This window comes from Eudoraea sp. (genome assembly GCF_039969275.1).
Lineage (GTDB): Bacteria > Bacteroidota > Bacteroidia > Flavobacteriales > Flavobacteriaceae > Eudoraea.
This window is the reverse complement of sequence record NZ_JBDVOC010000014.1, coordinates 36,854-51,675: the sequence shown is the minus strand read 5'-3', so window position 1 is coordinate 51,675 and position 14,822 is coordinate 36,854. Positions and strand designations below refer to the sequence as shown.

The following is a 14,822-nucleotide window of genomic DNA, read 5'->3' as shown; positions in this document are numbered from 1 at the left end:
AAGAAATTAACCCATGATGAAAATTGGATGGTTAGTAAAATCAATTGTTTTAACTGGTATGCTCTTTTTGATGGTATCTTTTTCATCTGCTCAGATAGATAGGGTTGAGCCTCCTAATTGGTGGCTGGGGTTCAAGAATACCAGATTACAGCTAATGTTAAAAGGTAAGGGAATTGGAGCAGCTACCCCGTCAATTCTATACAATGGAGTTAGTCTGGAAGCCTTCCATAGGGCTGAAAGCCCCAATTATTTATTCCTCGATATTACGATTGCTGCAGATACTTCGCCCGGTCTAATGCAAATTTTGCTCACTACTGAAGGTGGAAATGAAATCTACTATTCATATCCTTTGAATAAAAGGGAAAGACTATCTGATGAATTTTTGGGTTTTGATTCTTCAGATGTAATCTATTTAATTACTCCCGATCGTTTTGCCAATGGCGATCCTGAAATAAATATTGTACCGGGACTTCTTGAAAAAAAGATCAACAGGAAAGATGACTATGCTCGTCATGGAGGGGATATTCAAGGAATTATTAATCATTTAGACTACATAGCTTCCATGGGGTTTACTGCCATATGGCCCACCCCTTTATTGATTAACGATATGCCCCAGTCTTCTTACCATGGCTATGCAATGACTGATTTTTACCAAGTGGATCCGCGTTTTGGAAATCTGGCGGACTATATTATGCTCTCAAAGAAAGCAGCGGAAAATGGAATAAAATTAATCATGGACCAGGTTGCTAATCATTGCGGAGCTAATCATTGGTGGATGTCAGATTTACCATTTCGCAATTGGATTAACTTTCAATCGGAACACGAGGAAGGAGCAGAACCGAAGGTTACTAACCACCGACGCACAGTAAATCAGGATCTTTACGCTTCAAAAGCAGATAAAGATCTAATGGATAATGGATGGTTTGTACCCTCAATGCCTGATTTAAATCAAAATAATCCTTTTATGGCCAATTATATTATTCAGAATAGTATTTGGTGGATAGAGACTTTGAAACTTGGAGGGATCAGGCAAGATACCTATCCTTATCCCGATAAGGATTTTATGTCCAAATGGGCTGGTAGTATTATGCATGAATATCCAAAATTTAATATTGTCGGAGAGGAATGGACTTATAACCCACTTTTGGTTCGCTATTGGCAACAGGGGGTAACCAATACAGATGGTTATGAATCTAACCTAAAAACTACAATGGATTTTCCATTGCAGCGTACGTTAATTGAAGCACTTAATGAAGAAGAGCATTGGGATTCCGGATTGATAAAATTGTATGAAGGACTTGCCAATGATTTTGCATATCACAATCCTTTTTCTATTTTGTTTTTTGGAGATAATCATGATATGGATCGTCTTTTTACACAGTTGAATGAAGATTTTGTTAACACCAAAATGGCACTGGCATTTATAATCTTCGCTCCCCGCATACCTCAAATATACTATGGCACTGAAGTTTTATTAAATAATAGTGATAATCCCGGAGACCATGGTCTTATCCGGTCTGACTTTCCGGGGGGATGGGAAAACGACAGTGTTAATGCTTTTACGGGTGCGGGCCTTAAAAGGGAGCAGAAAAAGATGCAGGAGTTTACCAGAAAAATACTGAACTATCGAAAAGGAAGTACAGCAATTCATACAGGCAAAACCACTCATTTTGCTCCAAAGGACGGGGTTTATGTCATTTTTAGGCAGAATAAGCATGAAAAAGTATTGCTGATACTAAATAAAAATGAGAAACCATATACGTTAAACCTGGAGCGTTTTAATGAAATGAATCTTATTGGTAATAAATTTAAAGATATACTTACCTCAGAAGAAATTATTTTGAAAAACGATTTGCAATTAAAAGATAAAGGAGTGCTAATATTGAGCAAAAAATCTAATTAGCATGCAAAGGATCGTACTAATTATACTAAGTTTCTTTGTGATCATATTAGGGTGTGCTGAGGAGAAAGAACAGACAAATATTAAAAAAATGAAGAGCTTAAATCAATCAAATAAAAAAGTAGTTTATCAGGTATTTCCACGGTTATTTGGAAATATTAACACCACAAATAAGCCCTGGGGAACTATCCAGGAAAATGGGGTTGGTAAATTTTCTGATTTTACAGATAAGGCTTTAATGGAGATCAAAGATCTTGGTATTACCCATATATGGTATACAGGGGTGCCCCATCATGCGGTGGTGACAGATTATACAGCATACAATATTTCTAATGATGACCCGGATGTTGTGAAAGGAAGAGCGGGATCTCCCTATGCAGTTAAGGATTATTACAACGTTAATCCTGACCTGGCAGATGACCCCGTTAATAGATTGGAGGAGTTTAAATCTTTGATAGATCGAACACACAAAGCCGGATTAAAACTAATAATAGACATAGTTCCAAATCATGTTGCGCGAAAATATGAAGGCGGGTCAACACCGAAAGGGAAAGAACCATTTGGGGCAAAGGACGATACTACAACGGAATACCTAAAGGATAATAATTATTATTATATAACGGAAGAATCCTTTAAAGTACCGGCATGGCAAAATGGTTACTTACCTCTGGGAGGCGAAAAACACCCTTTGGCGGATGGTAAATTTGATGAAAATCCGGCAAAATGGACGGGGAATGGTTCACGACTTGCTCAACCGGACATTAACGATTGGTATGAAACTGTGAAAATTAATTATGGGGTTCGGCCGGATGGATCGTATGATTTTGAAACCTTACCTGATGAATTTACTCAAAAGGATTATAAAGATCACCATGCTTATTGGTCTGATAAAGACATCCCGGATTCATGGATAAAATTTAAAGATATTGCTTTGTATTGGTTGGATATGGGGGTGGATGGATTCCGTTTTGATATGGCTGAAATGGTACCAGTTGAATTCTGGAGCTATATGAACTCCAATATTAAAATGAAAAATCCGAATGCTTTTCTTTTGGCTGAAGTTTATAATCCAGATTTATACCGTACTTATATTCATAAAGGCAAAATGGATTACTTATATGACAAAGTCGAATTCTACGATAGCCTTAAGCACATCATGCAGGGTCATGGATGGACAGACCATATACCAGTAGTACAAAAAGGAATGCAGGATATTGAACATCAGATGTTGCATTTTCTTGAAAATCACGATGAACAACGAATTGCAAGTCCGGATTTTGCAGGTAGTGCGGAAAAGGGTAAACCAGCTATGGTAGTATCAGCCACTATAAGCACTTCACCAACTATGGTCTATTTTGGTCAGGAAGTTGGGGAACCAGGAAGTGAGCAAGCGGGTTTTGGCAGTCCCACCCGAACATCCATATTCGATTATATTGGTGTTCCTCATCATCAGAGGTGGGTAAACAATAGAAAGTTTGATGGAGGACAATTACTGCCTGAAGAAAAGGAACTACGGGACTTTTACAAAAGGTTACTCAATTTTACAATTGGCAGTGAGGCATTAATGGGTAAGTATGCCGATATACACTATTACAATAGAGATCATACCGAAAATTACAACTACAAAGTGCTTTCATATGTGCGATGGTCCCAAAATGAGAAGCTTGTTGTCATTGCTAATTTTGATGCAGAAGAGTCTTATTCATTTGAATTAAAAATTCCTGCAGAAATAATAAGTGAGTGGGAGTTAAAGGAGGGGTCATTTAATATGTCTGACGTCCTTTATGGTAAAACAAAAAAAGAACTAAAAGTTGGTGATGGAATAGGTAGCTTAATTGTGGAGATTGATCCGTTAGAATCTTTTATTTTTAAAATCACTGATTAAAAAATAAGAATAAAGATGAATCCGCCCATCAGGAAGTTATTCCTTGCGGATTCACCTTTACTGCATTTTAAGCTGCTGCTGTTTTTTGGGCAGTCGCTTTATATACCAAGGCAATTACAGCCCCGATAATCCCATAAAAAACAATTTCTAAAATAGCCTCTACTATACGTCCGGTCATGTCCATAAGTTCGGTTGTAGATTGGTTAAGAAGGCCTAATCCGAGACCGGTAAAAATTCCAATCCAGATTCCAAATTTAAATCCTTGACCTGTACTATGTATCCCTCTCGCCCATTTACCATATATTGAGCTAAGGGCAAATACGGCAATAACATTACTAATAGCAAGAAGAAGCATTTCAGGTGGGTCTTTCATGATGTCATTTAAGGTATGAGGTTCAAAAAAATCCGCTGCTGCAAATCCCCAGATCGCATAACCAAGTACGAACATGACCACAAAGCCGGCCAAAGTTGCCAATAAATTTTGTTTTGTAAACATAGTTTCTAATTTTTTTAGGTTATTGATAATGCAAAAATATTAAATAAAAAATATGAATAACGTAAAAATTTAATATAAAAAATATTGAATACATATTTATATAACAAATTCATTCTATATTTAATAGTCGGTTCTATATTGATTTATCTGAAAATCATGTTGTACTTTTGAGCAACTAAATGCTCAATTTGATGAGAAGATTTATATCAGTTATACTTATACTTTTTTTTATGAATTGTGGAGAGAAAAGTAATACTATATTAACTATAGGCCATAGGGGGGCAATGGGACACGAAACAGAAAATACCATAGCCTCCATTGAGAAAGCACTTGACCTGAATGTGGATATGATAGAAATAGATGTTTTTAGAATAACAAGCGGTGAAATAGTTGTGTTTCATGATGAGAAAATTGACCGATTAACAAATGGCAGCGGTGAAATTGAAAGTTTGGATTTAGAAGCACTTAAAAATTTGACCGTTGTGGGGAATCATAAAATCCCTCTATTAAGCGAAGTCTTAGATGTAATAAATCATAAAGTGCCCTTGAATATTGAACTAAAAGGACCCGGCACATCTGAAGGGGTAATTCACATTATTAATACTTATATGGAGAACGAGGGCTGGGCATTGGATGATTTTCTAATCTCCAGTTTTAATTGGGAGGAGCTAGAACACATGCGCCGTATTAACAAGGATATAGAAATTGCCGTACTAACAGAGGACAACCCCTTGGATGCCATAAGCATTGCCAATGATCTAAATGCGGTAGCTATAAACCCCAATTATCTCAGTTTAACCAAGAAAAATGTTTCGGAAATTAAGAGTCGGGGTTTTAAAATTTTTACATGGACAGTAAATGACACGGAGCAAATTTCAAATATGAGAAAATTGGGTGTTGATGGTATTTTTACTAATTATCCAGAGCGGGTCAACTAATGTTTGATGTTATTGTAATAGGGGGAGGTGCTGCAGGATTTTATTGCGCTATTCATATTGCAGAAGCAAATCCTAAATTAAAAATAGCAATTCTTGAGCGTGGAAAAGAAGTACTGTCCAAAGTTAAGGTATCAGGTGGCGGCCGATGTAATGTTACCCATGCGGAATTTGAACCTTCTTTATTGGTGAAAAACTACCCCAGGGGCGAAAAAGAACTTCTTGGTCCGTTTCACATTTATTCTACAGCCGATACCATACAGTTTTTTGAGAAACGAGGAATACACATAAAAACAGAATCGGATGGGAGAATGTTCCCGGCAAGTAACTCCTCCCAGACCATTATTGATTGTTTTCTTGGTGAAATTCAGAAATATGGCATCACGCTCCTCAAGAGTAGCTCAGTTATAAATATACTGTCACAAAAAGATATAAAATTAGGTAAAGAATCCATATGGCAAGTACAATCAGTTAAAAAGGTTTATCAGGCAAAAAGAATTGTGCTTGCAACCGGGAGCAGTACTAAAATATGGAATTTATTAGAACAACTAGGACATAACATTGTGACACCTGTACCTTCTTTGTTTACATTTAATATTAATGATAGCAGAATTTCGGGAATACCAGGGCTGAGTACACATGCCAGGATTGAAATTTTACCCAGACAGATGATGGGGAGAGAGATTAATACCAAATTTAAAAACAGAAAAAGTGGTGTTTTAAATTTGATTTCAGAAGGCCCTGTTCTTATTACCCATTGGGGTTTGAGTGGCCCGGTTGTCTTAAAACTCTCAGCGTTGGCTGCAAGATTATTAAATGAATATGATTACAGGTTTAGAGTGAGGATAAATTGGATGCCCGATTATCATAAACAGGGGCTTTTATCTCTTTTTAATGAAATAAAACAGATCGATCCTAAGAAGACAATTTACAAAACGAAGGCTATTGATATCCCGGCAAGATTATGGGGCAAATTGGTAATTGCGTCCGATATAGCCAAGGATTTAAAATGGGCTGATGTCTCCAGGAAGCAGCTTGACAGACTCGGGCAATTTATAACTGCTTCAGAATTCAATGTGGAAGGTAAGAGTACCTTTAAGGAAGAATTTGTAACTGCCGGTGGTGTGAATCTGAAAGAGGTAAATTTTAAGACTTTTGAGAGTAAAATACTCCCTGGCTTGTATTTTGCAGGTGAAGTATTAAATATAGATGCGGTTACAGGAGGCTTTAATTTTCAAAATGCGTGGACCGGGGCTTATATCGCTGCTCAGGCGATTGCGAAGTCTTTAGAATAGACATGAATCAAACTATCGGTAATGCCAGGTAAAGAAAAGCCGCAAGAACTCCACCGATTACAGGTCCAATCACCGGAATCCATGAATAGGACCAGTCGTTTGTACCTTTACTTTTTATGGGTAAGAGGGCGTGCATAATTCTTGGCCCCAGATCCCTTGCCGGGTTAATTGCATAACCCGTGGTGCCACCCAGAGATAGTCCAATTCCCCAAACGACAAAGGCAACGGGAATAGCCCCCAGAGAACCCAAACCAATTACAGTGTCTGACTCCAAAATAGTGGCGTCTGTAAAAAAGAGTACTGCAAAGACCAGAACAAATGTTCCCGAAATTTCCACCAGTAGGTTTGCAAAAGTATTTTTGATAGCCGGACTGGTACTAAACACTACAAGTTTTAAACCTTGTTCCTCAGTTTGGTTAAAATGGTCTATGTAAATCAGCCATACTAGTAAAGCACCCAGCATAGCTCCCAGAAATTGAGCCAATAAGTAGGAGGGGACCAGTTCCCAGGGAAACTCTCCGGCAGCTGCCAAACCTATGCTAACAGCCGGGTTTATATGCGCTCCGCTATGCGGAGCAGCAACAACTACACCTATATAAACCGCTAAGGCCCAACCGGTTGTGATTACAATCCATCCACTATTATGTCCTTTAGTATCTTTTAGCACTACATTGGCGGTGACTCCGCACCCAAGGAGGATTAACAGAAATGTGCCTATTATTTCAGCGATAAATGGTGTCATATGCAATTTTAGTTTTTACTTATTTTGTCCAGAATTCTAAAGCTTCAATGGCCTTATACCATCCATCAATCTGTTTATTTATTGAATCTCTGTCTGTTGTTGGGTTAAAATGTACATCGGTTTGCCAAATCTCCTGAATTTGCTCCAGATTATCCCAGTAACCCACTGCCAGTCCAGCGAGGAATGCGGCTCCCATCACCGTAGTTTCTACTATTTTAGGCCTTACAGTTACTGTATTTAATACATCTGCCTGAAATTGCATAAGTAAATTGTTGACTGTCGCACCCCCATCTACGCGCAATTCCTGAATTGATATCCCGGAATCTGCTTCCATAGCCTTTAAAATATCCATGGTCTGGAAGGCAATAGATTCTAAGGCGGCTCTGGCAATATGCGCATCTGTACTTCCGCGAGTCAGACCAAATATGGTGCCCTGTGCATGTTGATTCCAGTGTGGAGCTCCCAAACCTGCAAAAGCAGGGACAAAATATACCCCACCGGAATCCGTGACTGAGCCCGCCAGCTGTTCCACTTCTTTAGATGTTTTAATGATTTTAAGACTATCCCTAAGCCACTGCACTACAGCCCCGGCAATAAATATACTTCCTTCAAAGACGTACTCAGCTTTTCCATTTATTTGCCAGGCTACCGAAGTAAGGAGATTGTTTTTAGATACTATTGGTTTATCACCAATATTCATTAACATAAAACATCCGGTACCATAAGTATTTTTTACCATTCCCTGTTTTGTGCACATCTGCCCAAATAAGGCAGCCTGTTGATCCCCGGCTATTCCGGAAATTGGAATTCTGGTTGCAAACAATCCCGGAGCAGTATGTCCGTAAACCTCACTGGACTGTTTTACTTTGGGCAACATGCTTCTGGGAATAGTAAGTAATTCTAAAAGCTCATCGTCCCATTCCAGAGTGTTGATATTAAAAAAAAGTGTTCTGCAGGCATTGGTTACATCAGTCACATGTAATTCCCCTTTAGTCATGTTCCAAATGAGCCAGGTATCTATTGTTCCCATGATTAAATCGCCAGCCTCCGCTCTTTCCCTTACTCCTTCAACATTATCTAATATCCATTTGACTTTGGTGCCAGAGAAATAAGCATCAATTACAAGCCCCGTTTTTTCGCGTATCCATTGAGATTTCCCTTCACTTTTTAAAAGATCGCAATATCCGGCTGTTCTTTTGTCTTGCCAGACAATGGCATTATAAACGGGTTTTCCTGTTTTTTTATCCCAAACAACAACGGTTTCTCGTTGATTTGTAATCCCTATAGCGGCTATATTCTTTACTTCTAATCCTTTTTTAGTAACAGATTCAGCAGCGATGGCCACCTGTGTAGACCAAATTTCCATTGCATCATGCTCCACCCAACCCGGTTTGGGAAAATATTGTGTAAATTCTCTCTGCGAAGTGGAAATAATACTTCCTTTTTTATCAAAAATTACTGCCCTACAGCTTGTAGTGCCTTGATCAAAAGCAAGGATATAGGTTTGCATACTATTAGAAGTGTGGATTTTATAGAATTAAAAATGAAAGGTAATAAATGTAATTGATTTATTTATTACTTCATAATTGGCAACCTTCAGAAAAGGCTAATTCAAGAATCACAAAACAGTATTAAAACTACTGTCATTATGCAAAAACTAATTCATTTCCCAAATCTTATAATTTAAGATCGTGGCAAAGCAAACCCAGAGAAAATAAGGAATGAGGAGATATGCTGCCGTTCTGCTCACCACGTTGAACCATTTGATGGTTTGTAAAATCAATGCCAGAAGAACCAGAATTACTAATAGCGCCCAAAAGGGATTTTTAAATCCGAAAAAAACGACACTCCAGAGAGCATTAAATAATAACTGAAATCCAAAATTATACAATGCTGTTTTCACCCAAATATGATAAAATCCTTTTGCCCATACAATACCGGCAGCTATGCCCATTAGAATATATAGCAGCACCCACACCGGGCCAAAAATCCAATTTGGAGGATTAAAACTGGGTTTATTCAGTGATAGGTACCAATCATTTACTGAAGACTGAGTTGCAAACCCAGATAAAAAACCTATAACGAGACATATGGTTACTGAAATGGCAATATAGGTTAGTTTCTTTTTCAAAATTAGTTGATCTAAGTTATCTAAAATAGTAATTTATTTTAATAGAAGCCATTGCAAAGGCGCTTAAAAACTATCTTTGCATAAATTGTTATGTGCATGATCGAAAATGACTTTATTCCTTCATCCTACAAGTATGAAAAGGAACAAGGTAGGGTACAGTGGAAAGCCCCAAGTAATATTGCATTAGTTAAGTACTGGGGTAAAAAGCAAAATCAAATACCGGCCAATGCCTCAGTAAGTTTTACGCTGGATGAGTGCAGAACTATAACGTCTGTTGCCTTTACCAAGATTGATAAAACAAATAAAGAATTTTCATTTGATTTACTATTTGAAGGAAGATCCAGGGAGGATTTTAAACCCAAGATTGTAACATTTTTTGAACGGATTGAAAAGTATATTCCTTTTCTTAGAAATTATCATTTCTCCATTAACACTTCCAACACTTTTCCACATAGCAGTGGAATTGCCTCTTCCGCTAGTGGTATGGCCGCTTTGGCTTTATGTCTGATGGATATAGAAAAGCAAATGGTTCCCGAGATGGATCCAGGGTTTTTCTATAAAAAAGCATCTTTTTTAGCACGATTGGGATCAGGTAGTGCTTGTAGAAGTATTAAGGGTAATCTTGTTCAATGGGGGGATCACAACAAAATAATTGGGAGCACAAATCTATATGGAATACCCTATCCTTATCCCGTAGATGAGGTGTTTAAAAGTTATCAGGATACTATTCTGCTGGTACATAAGGGACAGAAAAGTGTTAGTAGTACAGTTGGCCATGACCTTATGCATAACCATCCATTCGCTCAAAATCGATTTGCACAGGCCCATGACAATCTAATACGCTTACGTTCAATATTCGCCGAAGGCAATCTGGATGATTTTATAGAAGTAGTTGAGAGTGAGGCACTTACTTTACATGCCATGATGATGACCAGTGTTCCGTATTTTATCTTGATGAAACCTAATACGCTGAAAATTATTGAGAAAATTTGGGAATTTCGGAGGGCTAAAAAAAATCATCTATGTTTTACCTTAGATGCCGGGGCCAATGTGCATCTACTTTACCCTAATAAACAAAAAAATGAGGTCAATAAATTTATTAAGGAGGAGCTAATTGCGTATTGTGAAAATGGGCAGTATATTTGCGACCGAATTGGATTTGGAGCCAAAAAAATGTAATTTAAGGCCTTATTAATATTAATACACCTTATCTTACAAAACGATACTTAATTGAATTTAGATGAAAGGACCTCTTTTTTATTCAAAAATTTTACTTTTTGGTGAATACGGAATCATTAAGGATTCCAAAGGACTCTCTATTCCTTACAATTTCTTTAAGGGTGCCCTTAAGAAAGACGAGAATCTGTCTGAAACGGCTAAGAATTCTAATGAAAGCCTGAAAAAATATTTCCAATATTTAAGTGATTTACAAGGTCAGGAACCCGGATTAATATCTTTTGATTTGGAAGCCCTAAAGGCTGATGTAGATGCTGGAATGTATTTTGACAGCTCTATTCCGCAAGGTTATGGTATTGGAAGCAGTGGAGCTTTGGTGGCCGCAATTTATGACAAGTATTCTATTGTAAAAATCACTGTACTAGAAAATCTTACCCGGGAAAAATTACTAAAACTCAAAATGATTTTCGGTAAAATGGAATCATTTTTCCATGGTAAATCTTCTGGTCTGGATCCTTTAAATAGTTATCTCAGCTTACCTATTTTAATTAATTCACAAGAGAATATAGAATCTACCAGTATACCATCCCAAAACTTGAATGGGAAAGGTGCGGTCTTTTTATTGGATAGTGGAATCACCGGAGAAACGGCACCGATGGTACAAATATTCATGAATAAGATGAAACAAGAGGGCTTCCGTAAGGTTTTAAAAGATCAGTTTATTAAACATACTGATGCCTGTGTAGAGGATTTTGTAAGTGGCAATGTGAAGTCGCTTTTTGGAAACCTGAAGCAACTTTCTCATGTGGTTTTGGATCATTTTAAACCTATGATCCCCAAAGAATTTCATAAGCTTTGGAAGCACGGTATCGAAACTAATGATTACTACTTGAAATTATGCGGATCCGGAGGGGGTGGTTATATTTTAGGATTCACTCAGGATCTGGAAAAAGCAAGAACTGCCTTAAAAGACCATCATTTAGAAGTAGTATACAACTTCTAAGTCCCTAAGAATGCTTAGTAGAAAAAACAAACTCCTGCTATTAAAAGGCCTGAGTCTTTTTTCTATCATACGAGGGTATAATGTCCTTATGATAACCCTTGCCCAGTATCTGGCTTCCATTTATATACTGGCTCCGGACCTTCCTTTACGCGCAGTGGTATTTGACCCAAATTTATTTGTGCTGGTATTAGCATCAGCTCTGGTAATATCCGGGGGCTATATCATTAATAGTTTTTATGACTCGGAGAAGGACCTTATCAATAGACCTCGAAAAAGTATGCTGGACCGATTAGTAAATCAACGTACGAAACTAAGCGCCTATTTTGTTTTTAACTTCCTTGCCGTTTTATTAGCTAGTTACGTATCCTTCCGGGCAGTACTATTCTTTACTGCCTATATATTTGGAATTTGGTTTTATTCACATAAATTAAAAAAATTGCCTTTTGTGGGAAACATGGTCTCAGCCACATTAATAATTGCACCTTTCTTTGCAATTTTCGTTTATTATAGAAATTTTGATACGGTTATTTTTGTCCACGCTATTTTCTTATTTCTACTGATTTTGGCCCGTGAAATGATTAAGGATATGGAAAATATTACGGGCGACCTGGCTCAAAATTATAAGACTATTCCAGTTCTGTATGGCCCAATATATTCTAAGTTTGGTATTAGTTTTTTAATACTACTCACCTTGATACCTGCTTCTTTATTAATCAATAAATTTAATGTGGGATACATGTATATTTACTTTATTGCCTGTATTCTTTTTTTAGTAATATTCCTGATTTTGCTTTGGAAGTCCAAGACCAAGAAAGATTACATTTGGCTCCACAATATTCTTAAGTTTATAATTGTTGGTGGGGTTTTTAGTATATTACTAATTGATGTAGATCTCGTACTAAACCGAATATTTTAATGCAAAATCAATTAAGATTAGCTCTGGCACAAATTTCCCCCGTATGGTTAGACAAAAGGGGTACCATTGCTAAAATAAAAGATACCATCCAAATAGCAGCTAAGGAGAATTCGGAACTTTTAATTTTCGGAGAAGGATTTCTTCCGGGCTATCCTTTTTGGCTGGCTTATACCGATGGAGCCTCCTGGAATCTAAAAATAAATAAGGAAATACATGCACACTATATGCATAATGCTATTCAGGTAGAAAAAGGAGATCTTGATGGTATTTGCGATTTAGCCCGTGAACACGAACTCGCAATTTATTTGGGTATTATTGAACGAGCCCAGGACAGGGGTGGACATAGTTTGTATTGCTCTTTGGTATTTATTGATAGTAAAGGAGATATAAAATCTGTTCATCGAAAGCTTCAACCTACATATGATGAGCGACTTACATGGGCCCCTGGAGACGGTCATGGCCTAAAGACCCACAAATTAAAACAGTTTACTGTAGGGGGTCTAAATTGCTGGGAAAACTGGATGCCTTTGGTAAGGGCAACGATGTATGGTTTGGGAGAAAATTTGCATATTGCCGTTTGGCCTGGGAGTGAGACCAATACAAGAGATATTACACGATTTATAGCAAGGGAATCCAGAAGTTTTGTGGTCTCTGTTTCGTCCTTGCTGAATAAAAAGGATTTGCCAAATAATTTACCACATGTAGCTGTATTATTAAAAAAGACACCTAAAATCTTAGCCAACGGCGGATCCTGTATAGCTGGTCCTGATGGAGAATGGATTCTTGAACCTGTTGTGGGGAAGGAAGGAATTATTTTTCAAACTTTGGATTTCAACAGAGTCTATGAAGAACGACAAAATTTTGATCCCGCTGGTCACTATTCCAGACCGGATGTTACCAAATTGGTTGTAAACAGGCAAAGGCAGTCTACAATTGACATTGAAGATTAACTTCGGGTGATATTGACTTTTACCCTAAGCTACATCCAAATCCCTTTACTACCTTTGCTCAAAATTTAGACAATGCGCAGACCGCAATCAAATAAGGATAAAAGCAATACTCCGGGAAAAAGTAGAAAGAATACAAAAAAAACATTTTCCAAAGGACGTGCTCCATCAGGTGCCAAAAAGACCAGGCCTGTTGCTTCAGACCCTGATTTAATAAGACTTAATCGCTATGTTGCCAATGCAGGAGTATGCTCCAGGCGAGAAGCCGATACATATATAGAGGCAGGAAATGTAACAGTTAACGGAAAGACTATTACTGAAATGGGACACAAAGTTAAACTTACTGATATTGTTAAGTTTGACGGGCGGTTACTCAACCCACAAAAAAAGGAATATGTACTTTTAAATAAACCCAAGAATTTTATCACCACTACAAGTGATGAGAGGGGGAGAAGAACAGTAATGGAATTAATTTCCAAGGCATCAAAATCGAGATTAGTGCCAGTTGGAAGGTTGGACAGGAATACCACAGGCCTTTTGCTTTTTACCAATGATGGGGATCTGGCAAAAAAACTTACACATCCCAGACATGGTATCCGCAAGATTTATCATGTTGAATTGAACAAAAATCTTACTGCGGAAGATTTAAAAAAAATACAGGAAGGAATTACTTTAGATGACGGTCCGATCAAAGTTGATGAAGTAAGCTATATTAATAATTCCCCCAAACGAGAAGTAGGCATAGAAATACACAGTGGTAGAAACAGGATAGTACGGCGTATTTTTGAACATCTTGGATATGACGTAAAGAAACTTGACCGTGTGATTTTTGCCGGACTAACTAAAAAGGACCTTCCCCGGGGACATTGGAGGCATTTAACCAAGCAAGAAATAATAAATTTAGGGATGAACCAATAAATTAAGTTTGCGACTCCAATGTTTTTCCTAGATTTTCCCGGACCGCAATCCAGAAAGCGTTAAAAGAGGGGTTTGGGTGAGTAGATGAAGCCGCATTTTCTTTATAAGAATCTAGCAATAGCTTGAAATAGTTGATTTGGTCATTATCACCAAAAAAATCAGCATAGGCCATTTCCCAATCCTTAAATTCCCTTGAATCTGTAACTCCATAAGCTAATATAGTAACATCTTCATGGCGCTTGTCTACTTTGATCTTATCAAAAAGGTTGAGAACCTTTACTTGATTACCTTCAAGATACTGAACAAACTCTCCTTCATAATACAATAAACACCCCGTTATATTATCACGTGAATTATTATCTCTTGCCTTATCAAGTAACTCTATTACATCAATTTGCTTAAAAGTTGGTATGGCAATGGATCTATAAACGAGACAAAACATAATAAATAGGATATCTGCAAAAGCTTCTGCCTTAAA

Annotated in this window: 14 protein-coding genes; 9 read left to right on the top strand and 5 right to left on the bottom strand. The window is 37.5% G+C overall.

Going from position 1 to position 14,822, the window contains the following annotated elements; all coding sequences use genetic code 11:
* The first annotated feature begins 13 nt into the window (after nucleotides 1-13).
* Both ABJH90_RS12370 and ABJH90_RS12365 read left to right on the top strand, forming a co-directional pair.
* Entirely contained in the window at nucleotides 14-1,903 is a 1,890-nt protein-coding gene (locus ABJH90_RS12370) for a glycoside hydrolase family 13 protein (protein WP_348141630.1), read from the top strand.
* 1 nt (nucleotide 1,904) lies between these two features.
* Nucleotides 1,905-3,785 carry an alpha-amylase family glycosyl hydrolase gene (locus ABJH90_RS12365; protein ID WP_348141631.1) on the top strand — a complete coding sequence of 627 codons (1,881 nt, stop codon included), beginning with the start codon at nucleotides 1,905-1,907 and terminating at the stop codon, nucleotides 3,783-3,785.
* A 67-nt stretch (nucleotides 3,786-3,852) separates the two neighbouring features.
* Here ABJH90_RS12365 and ABJH90_RS12360 read toward each other — a convergent pair whose 3' ends face one another.
* Nucleotides 3,853-4,281 carry a hypothetical protein gene (locus ABJH90_RS12360; RefSeq protein ID WP_348141632.1) on the bottom strand — a complete coding sequence of 143 codons (429 nt, stop codon included), beginning with the start codon at nucleotides 4,279-4,281 and terminating at the stop codon, nucleotides 3,853-3,855.
* Between the two features lie 191 nt (nucleotides 4,282-4,472).
* Between ABJH90_RS12360 and ABJH90_RS12355 the strand changes: the two genes are divergently transcribed.
* Both ABJH90_RS12355 and ABJH90_RS12350 read left to right on the top strand, forming a co-directional pair.
* Complete coding sequence (locus ABJH90_RS12355; RefSeq protein WP_348141633.1) at nucleotides 4,473-5,219, top strand: glycerophosphodiester phosphodiesterase family protein; 747 nt, start codon at nucleotides 4,473-4,475, stop codon at nucleotides 5,217-5,219.
* Complete coding sequence (locus ABJH90_RS12350) at nucleotides 5,219-6,511, top strand: NAD(P)/FAD-dependent oxidoreductase (protein ID WP_348141634.1); 1,293 nt, start codon at nucleotides 5,219-5,221, stop codon at nucleotides 6,509-6,511. Before ABJH90_RS12355 ends, ABJH90_RS12350 begins: the two co-directional genes overlap by 1 nt.
* A gap of 7 nt (nucleotides 6,512-6,518) precedes the next feature.
* Here the strand turns inward: ABJH90_RS12350 and ABJH90_RS12345 are convergent, their stop codons facing one another.
* The 3 genes from ABJH90_RS12345 to ABJH90_RS12335 all read right to left on the bottom strand — a co-directional run bounded on the left by ABJH90_RS12345 (nucleotide 6,519) and on the right by ABJH90_RS12335 (nucleotide 9,384).
* Nucleotides 6,519-7,253 (bottom strand): MIP/aquaporin family protein, encoded by a 735-nt coding sequence (locus tag ABJH90_RS12345; RefSeq protein WP_348141635.1) that lies wholly within the window; start codon nucleotides 7,251-7,253, stop codon nucleotides 6,519-6,521.
* Between the two features lie 19 nt (nucleotides 7,254-7,272).
* A complete protein-coding gene (gene glpK, locus ABJH90_RS12340; protein WP_348141636.1) occupies nucleotides 7,273-8,763 on the bottom strand; it encodes a glycerol kinase GlpK in 1,491 nt (496 codons plus the stop codon).
* A 147-nt stretch (nucleotides 8,764-8,910) separates the two neighbouring features.
* Nucleotides 8,911-9,384 (bottom strand): TspO/MBR family protein, encoded by a 474-nt coding sequence (locus ABJH90_RS12335; protein ID WP_348141637.1) that lies wholly within the window; start codon nucleotides 9,382-9,384, stop codon nucleotides 8,911-8,913.
* A 96-nt stretch (nucleotides 9,385-9,480) separates the two neighbouring features.
* On the opposite strand from ABJH90_RS12335, the gene ABJH90_RS12330 reads away from it, so the two are divergent.
* The 5 genes from ABJH90_RS12330 to ABJH90_RS12310 all read left to right on the top strand — a co-directional run bounded on the left by ABJH90_RS12330 (nucleotide 9,481) and on the right by ABJH90_RS12310 (nucleotide 14,344).
* Entirely contained in the window at nucleotides 9,481-10,563 is a 1,083-nt protein-coding gene (locus ABJH90_RS12330; protein WP_348141638.1) for a diphosphomevalonate decarboxylase, read from the top strand.
* Nucleotides 10,564-10,624: 61 nt separating this feature from the next.
* Nucleotides 10,625-11,563, top strand: a complete 939-nt coding sequence (locus tag ABJH90_RS12325; protein WP_348141639.1) for a mevalonate kinase — start codon at nucleotides 10,625-10,627, stop codon at nucleotides 11,561-11,563.
* Nucleotides 11,564-11,573: 10 nt separating this feature from the next.
* Complete coding sequence (locus ABJH90_RS12320; protein WP_348141640.1) at nucleotides 11,574-12,479, top strand: geranylgeranylglycerol-phosphate geranylgeranyltransferase; 906 nt, start codon at nucleotides 11,574-11,576, stop codon at nucleotides 12,477-12,479.
* Nucleotides 12,479-13,429, top strand: a complete 951-nt coding sequence (locus ABJH90_RS12315) for a carbon-nitrogen hydrolase family protein (protein WP_348141641.1) — start codon at nucleotides 12,479-12,481, stop codon at nucleotides 13,427-13,429. The genes ABJH90_RS12320 and ABJH90_RS12315 overlap by 1 nt, the downstream gene beginning before the upstream one ends.
* 72 nt (nucleotides 13,430-13,501) lie before the next feature.
* A complete protein-coding gene (locus ABJH90_RS12310; protein ID WP_348141642.1) occupies nucleotides 13,502-14,344 on the top strand; it encodes a pseudouridine synthase in 843 nt (280 codons plus the stop codon).
* Between the two features lies 1 nt (nucleotide 14,345).
* Here ABJH90_RS12310 and ABJH90_RS12305 read toward each other — a convergent pair whose 3' ends face one another.
* Entirely contained in the window at nucleotides 14,346-14,786 is a 441-nt protein-coding gene (locus ABJH90_RS12305) for a BLUF domain-containing protein (RefSeq protein ID WP_348141643.1), read from the bottom strand.
* Nucleotides 14,787-14,822: the final 36 nt, after the last annotated feature.

Bases quoted from the DNA above. Each gene is read 5' to 3' on its own strand.
- ABJH90_RS12370 (WP_348141630.1), top strand. From the start codon at position 14: ATGATGAAAATTGGATGGTTAGTAAAATCAATTGTTTTAACTGGTATG.
- ABJH90_RS12365 (WP_348141631.1), top strand. From the start codon at position 1,905: ATGCAAAGGATCGTACTAATTATACTAAGTTTCTTTGTGATCATATTA.
- ABJH90_RS12360 (WP_348141632.1), bottom strand. From the start codon at position 4,281: ATGTTTACAAAACAAAATTTATTGGCAACTTTGGCCGGCTTTGTGGTC.
- ABJH90_RS12355 (WP_348141633.1), top strand. From the start codon at position 4,473: ATGAGAAGATTTATATCAGTTATACTTATACTTTTTTTTATGAATTGT.
- ABJH90_RS12350 (WP_348141634.1), top strand. From the start codon at position 5,219: ATGTTTGATGTTATTGTAATAGGGGGAGGTGCTGCAGGATTTTATTGC.
- ABJH90_RS12345 (WP_348141635.1), bottom strand. From the start codon at position 7,253: ATGACACCATTTATCGCTGAAATAATAGGCACATTTCTGTTAATCCTC.
- glpK (WP_348141636.1), bottom strand. From the start codon at position 8,763: ATGCAAACCTATATCCTTGCTTTTGATCAAGGCACTACAAGCTGTAGG.
- ABJH90_RS12330 (WP_348141638.1), top strand. From the start codon at position 9,481: ATGATCGAAAATGACTTTATTCCTTCATCCTACAAGTATGAAAAGGAA.
- ABJH90_RS12325 (WP_348141639.1), top strand. From the start codon at position 10,625: ATGAAAGGACCTCTTTTTTATTCAAAAATTTTACTTTTTGGTGAATAC.
- ABJH90_RS12320 (WP_348141640.1), top strand. From the start codon at position 11,574: ATGCTTAGTAGAAAAAACAAACTCCTGCTATTAAAAGGCCTGAGTCTT.
- ABJH90_RS12315 (WP_348141641.1), top strand. From the start codon at position 12,479: ATGCAAAATCAATTAAGATTAGCTCTGGCACAAATTTCCCCCGTATGG.
- ABJH90_RS12310 (WP_348141642.1), top strand. From the start codon at position 13,502: ATGCGCAGACCGCAATCAAATAAGGATAAAAGCAATACTCCGGGAAAA.
- ABJH90_RS12305 (WP_348141643.1), bottom strand. From the start codon at position 14,786: ATGTTTTGTCTCGTTTATAGATCCATTGCCATACCAACTTTTAAGCAA.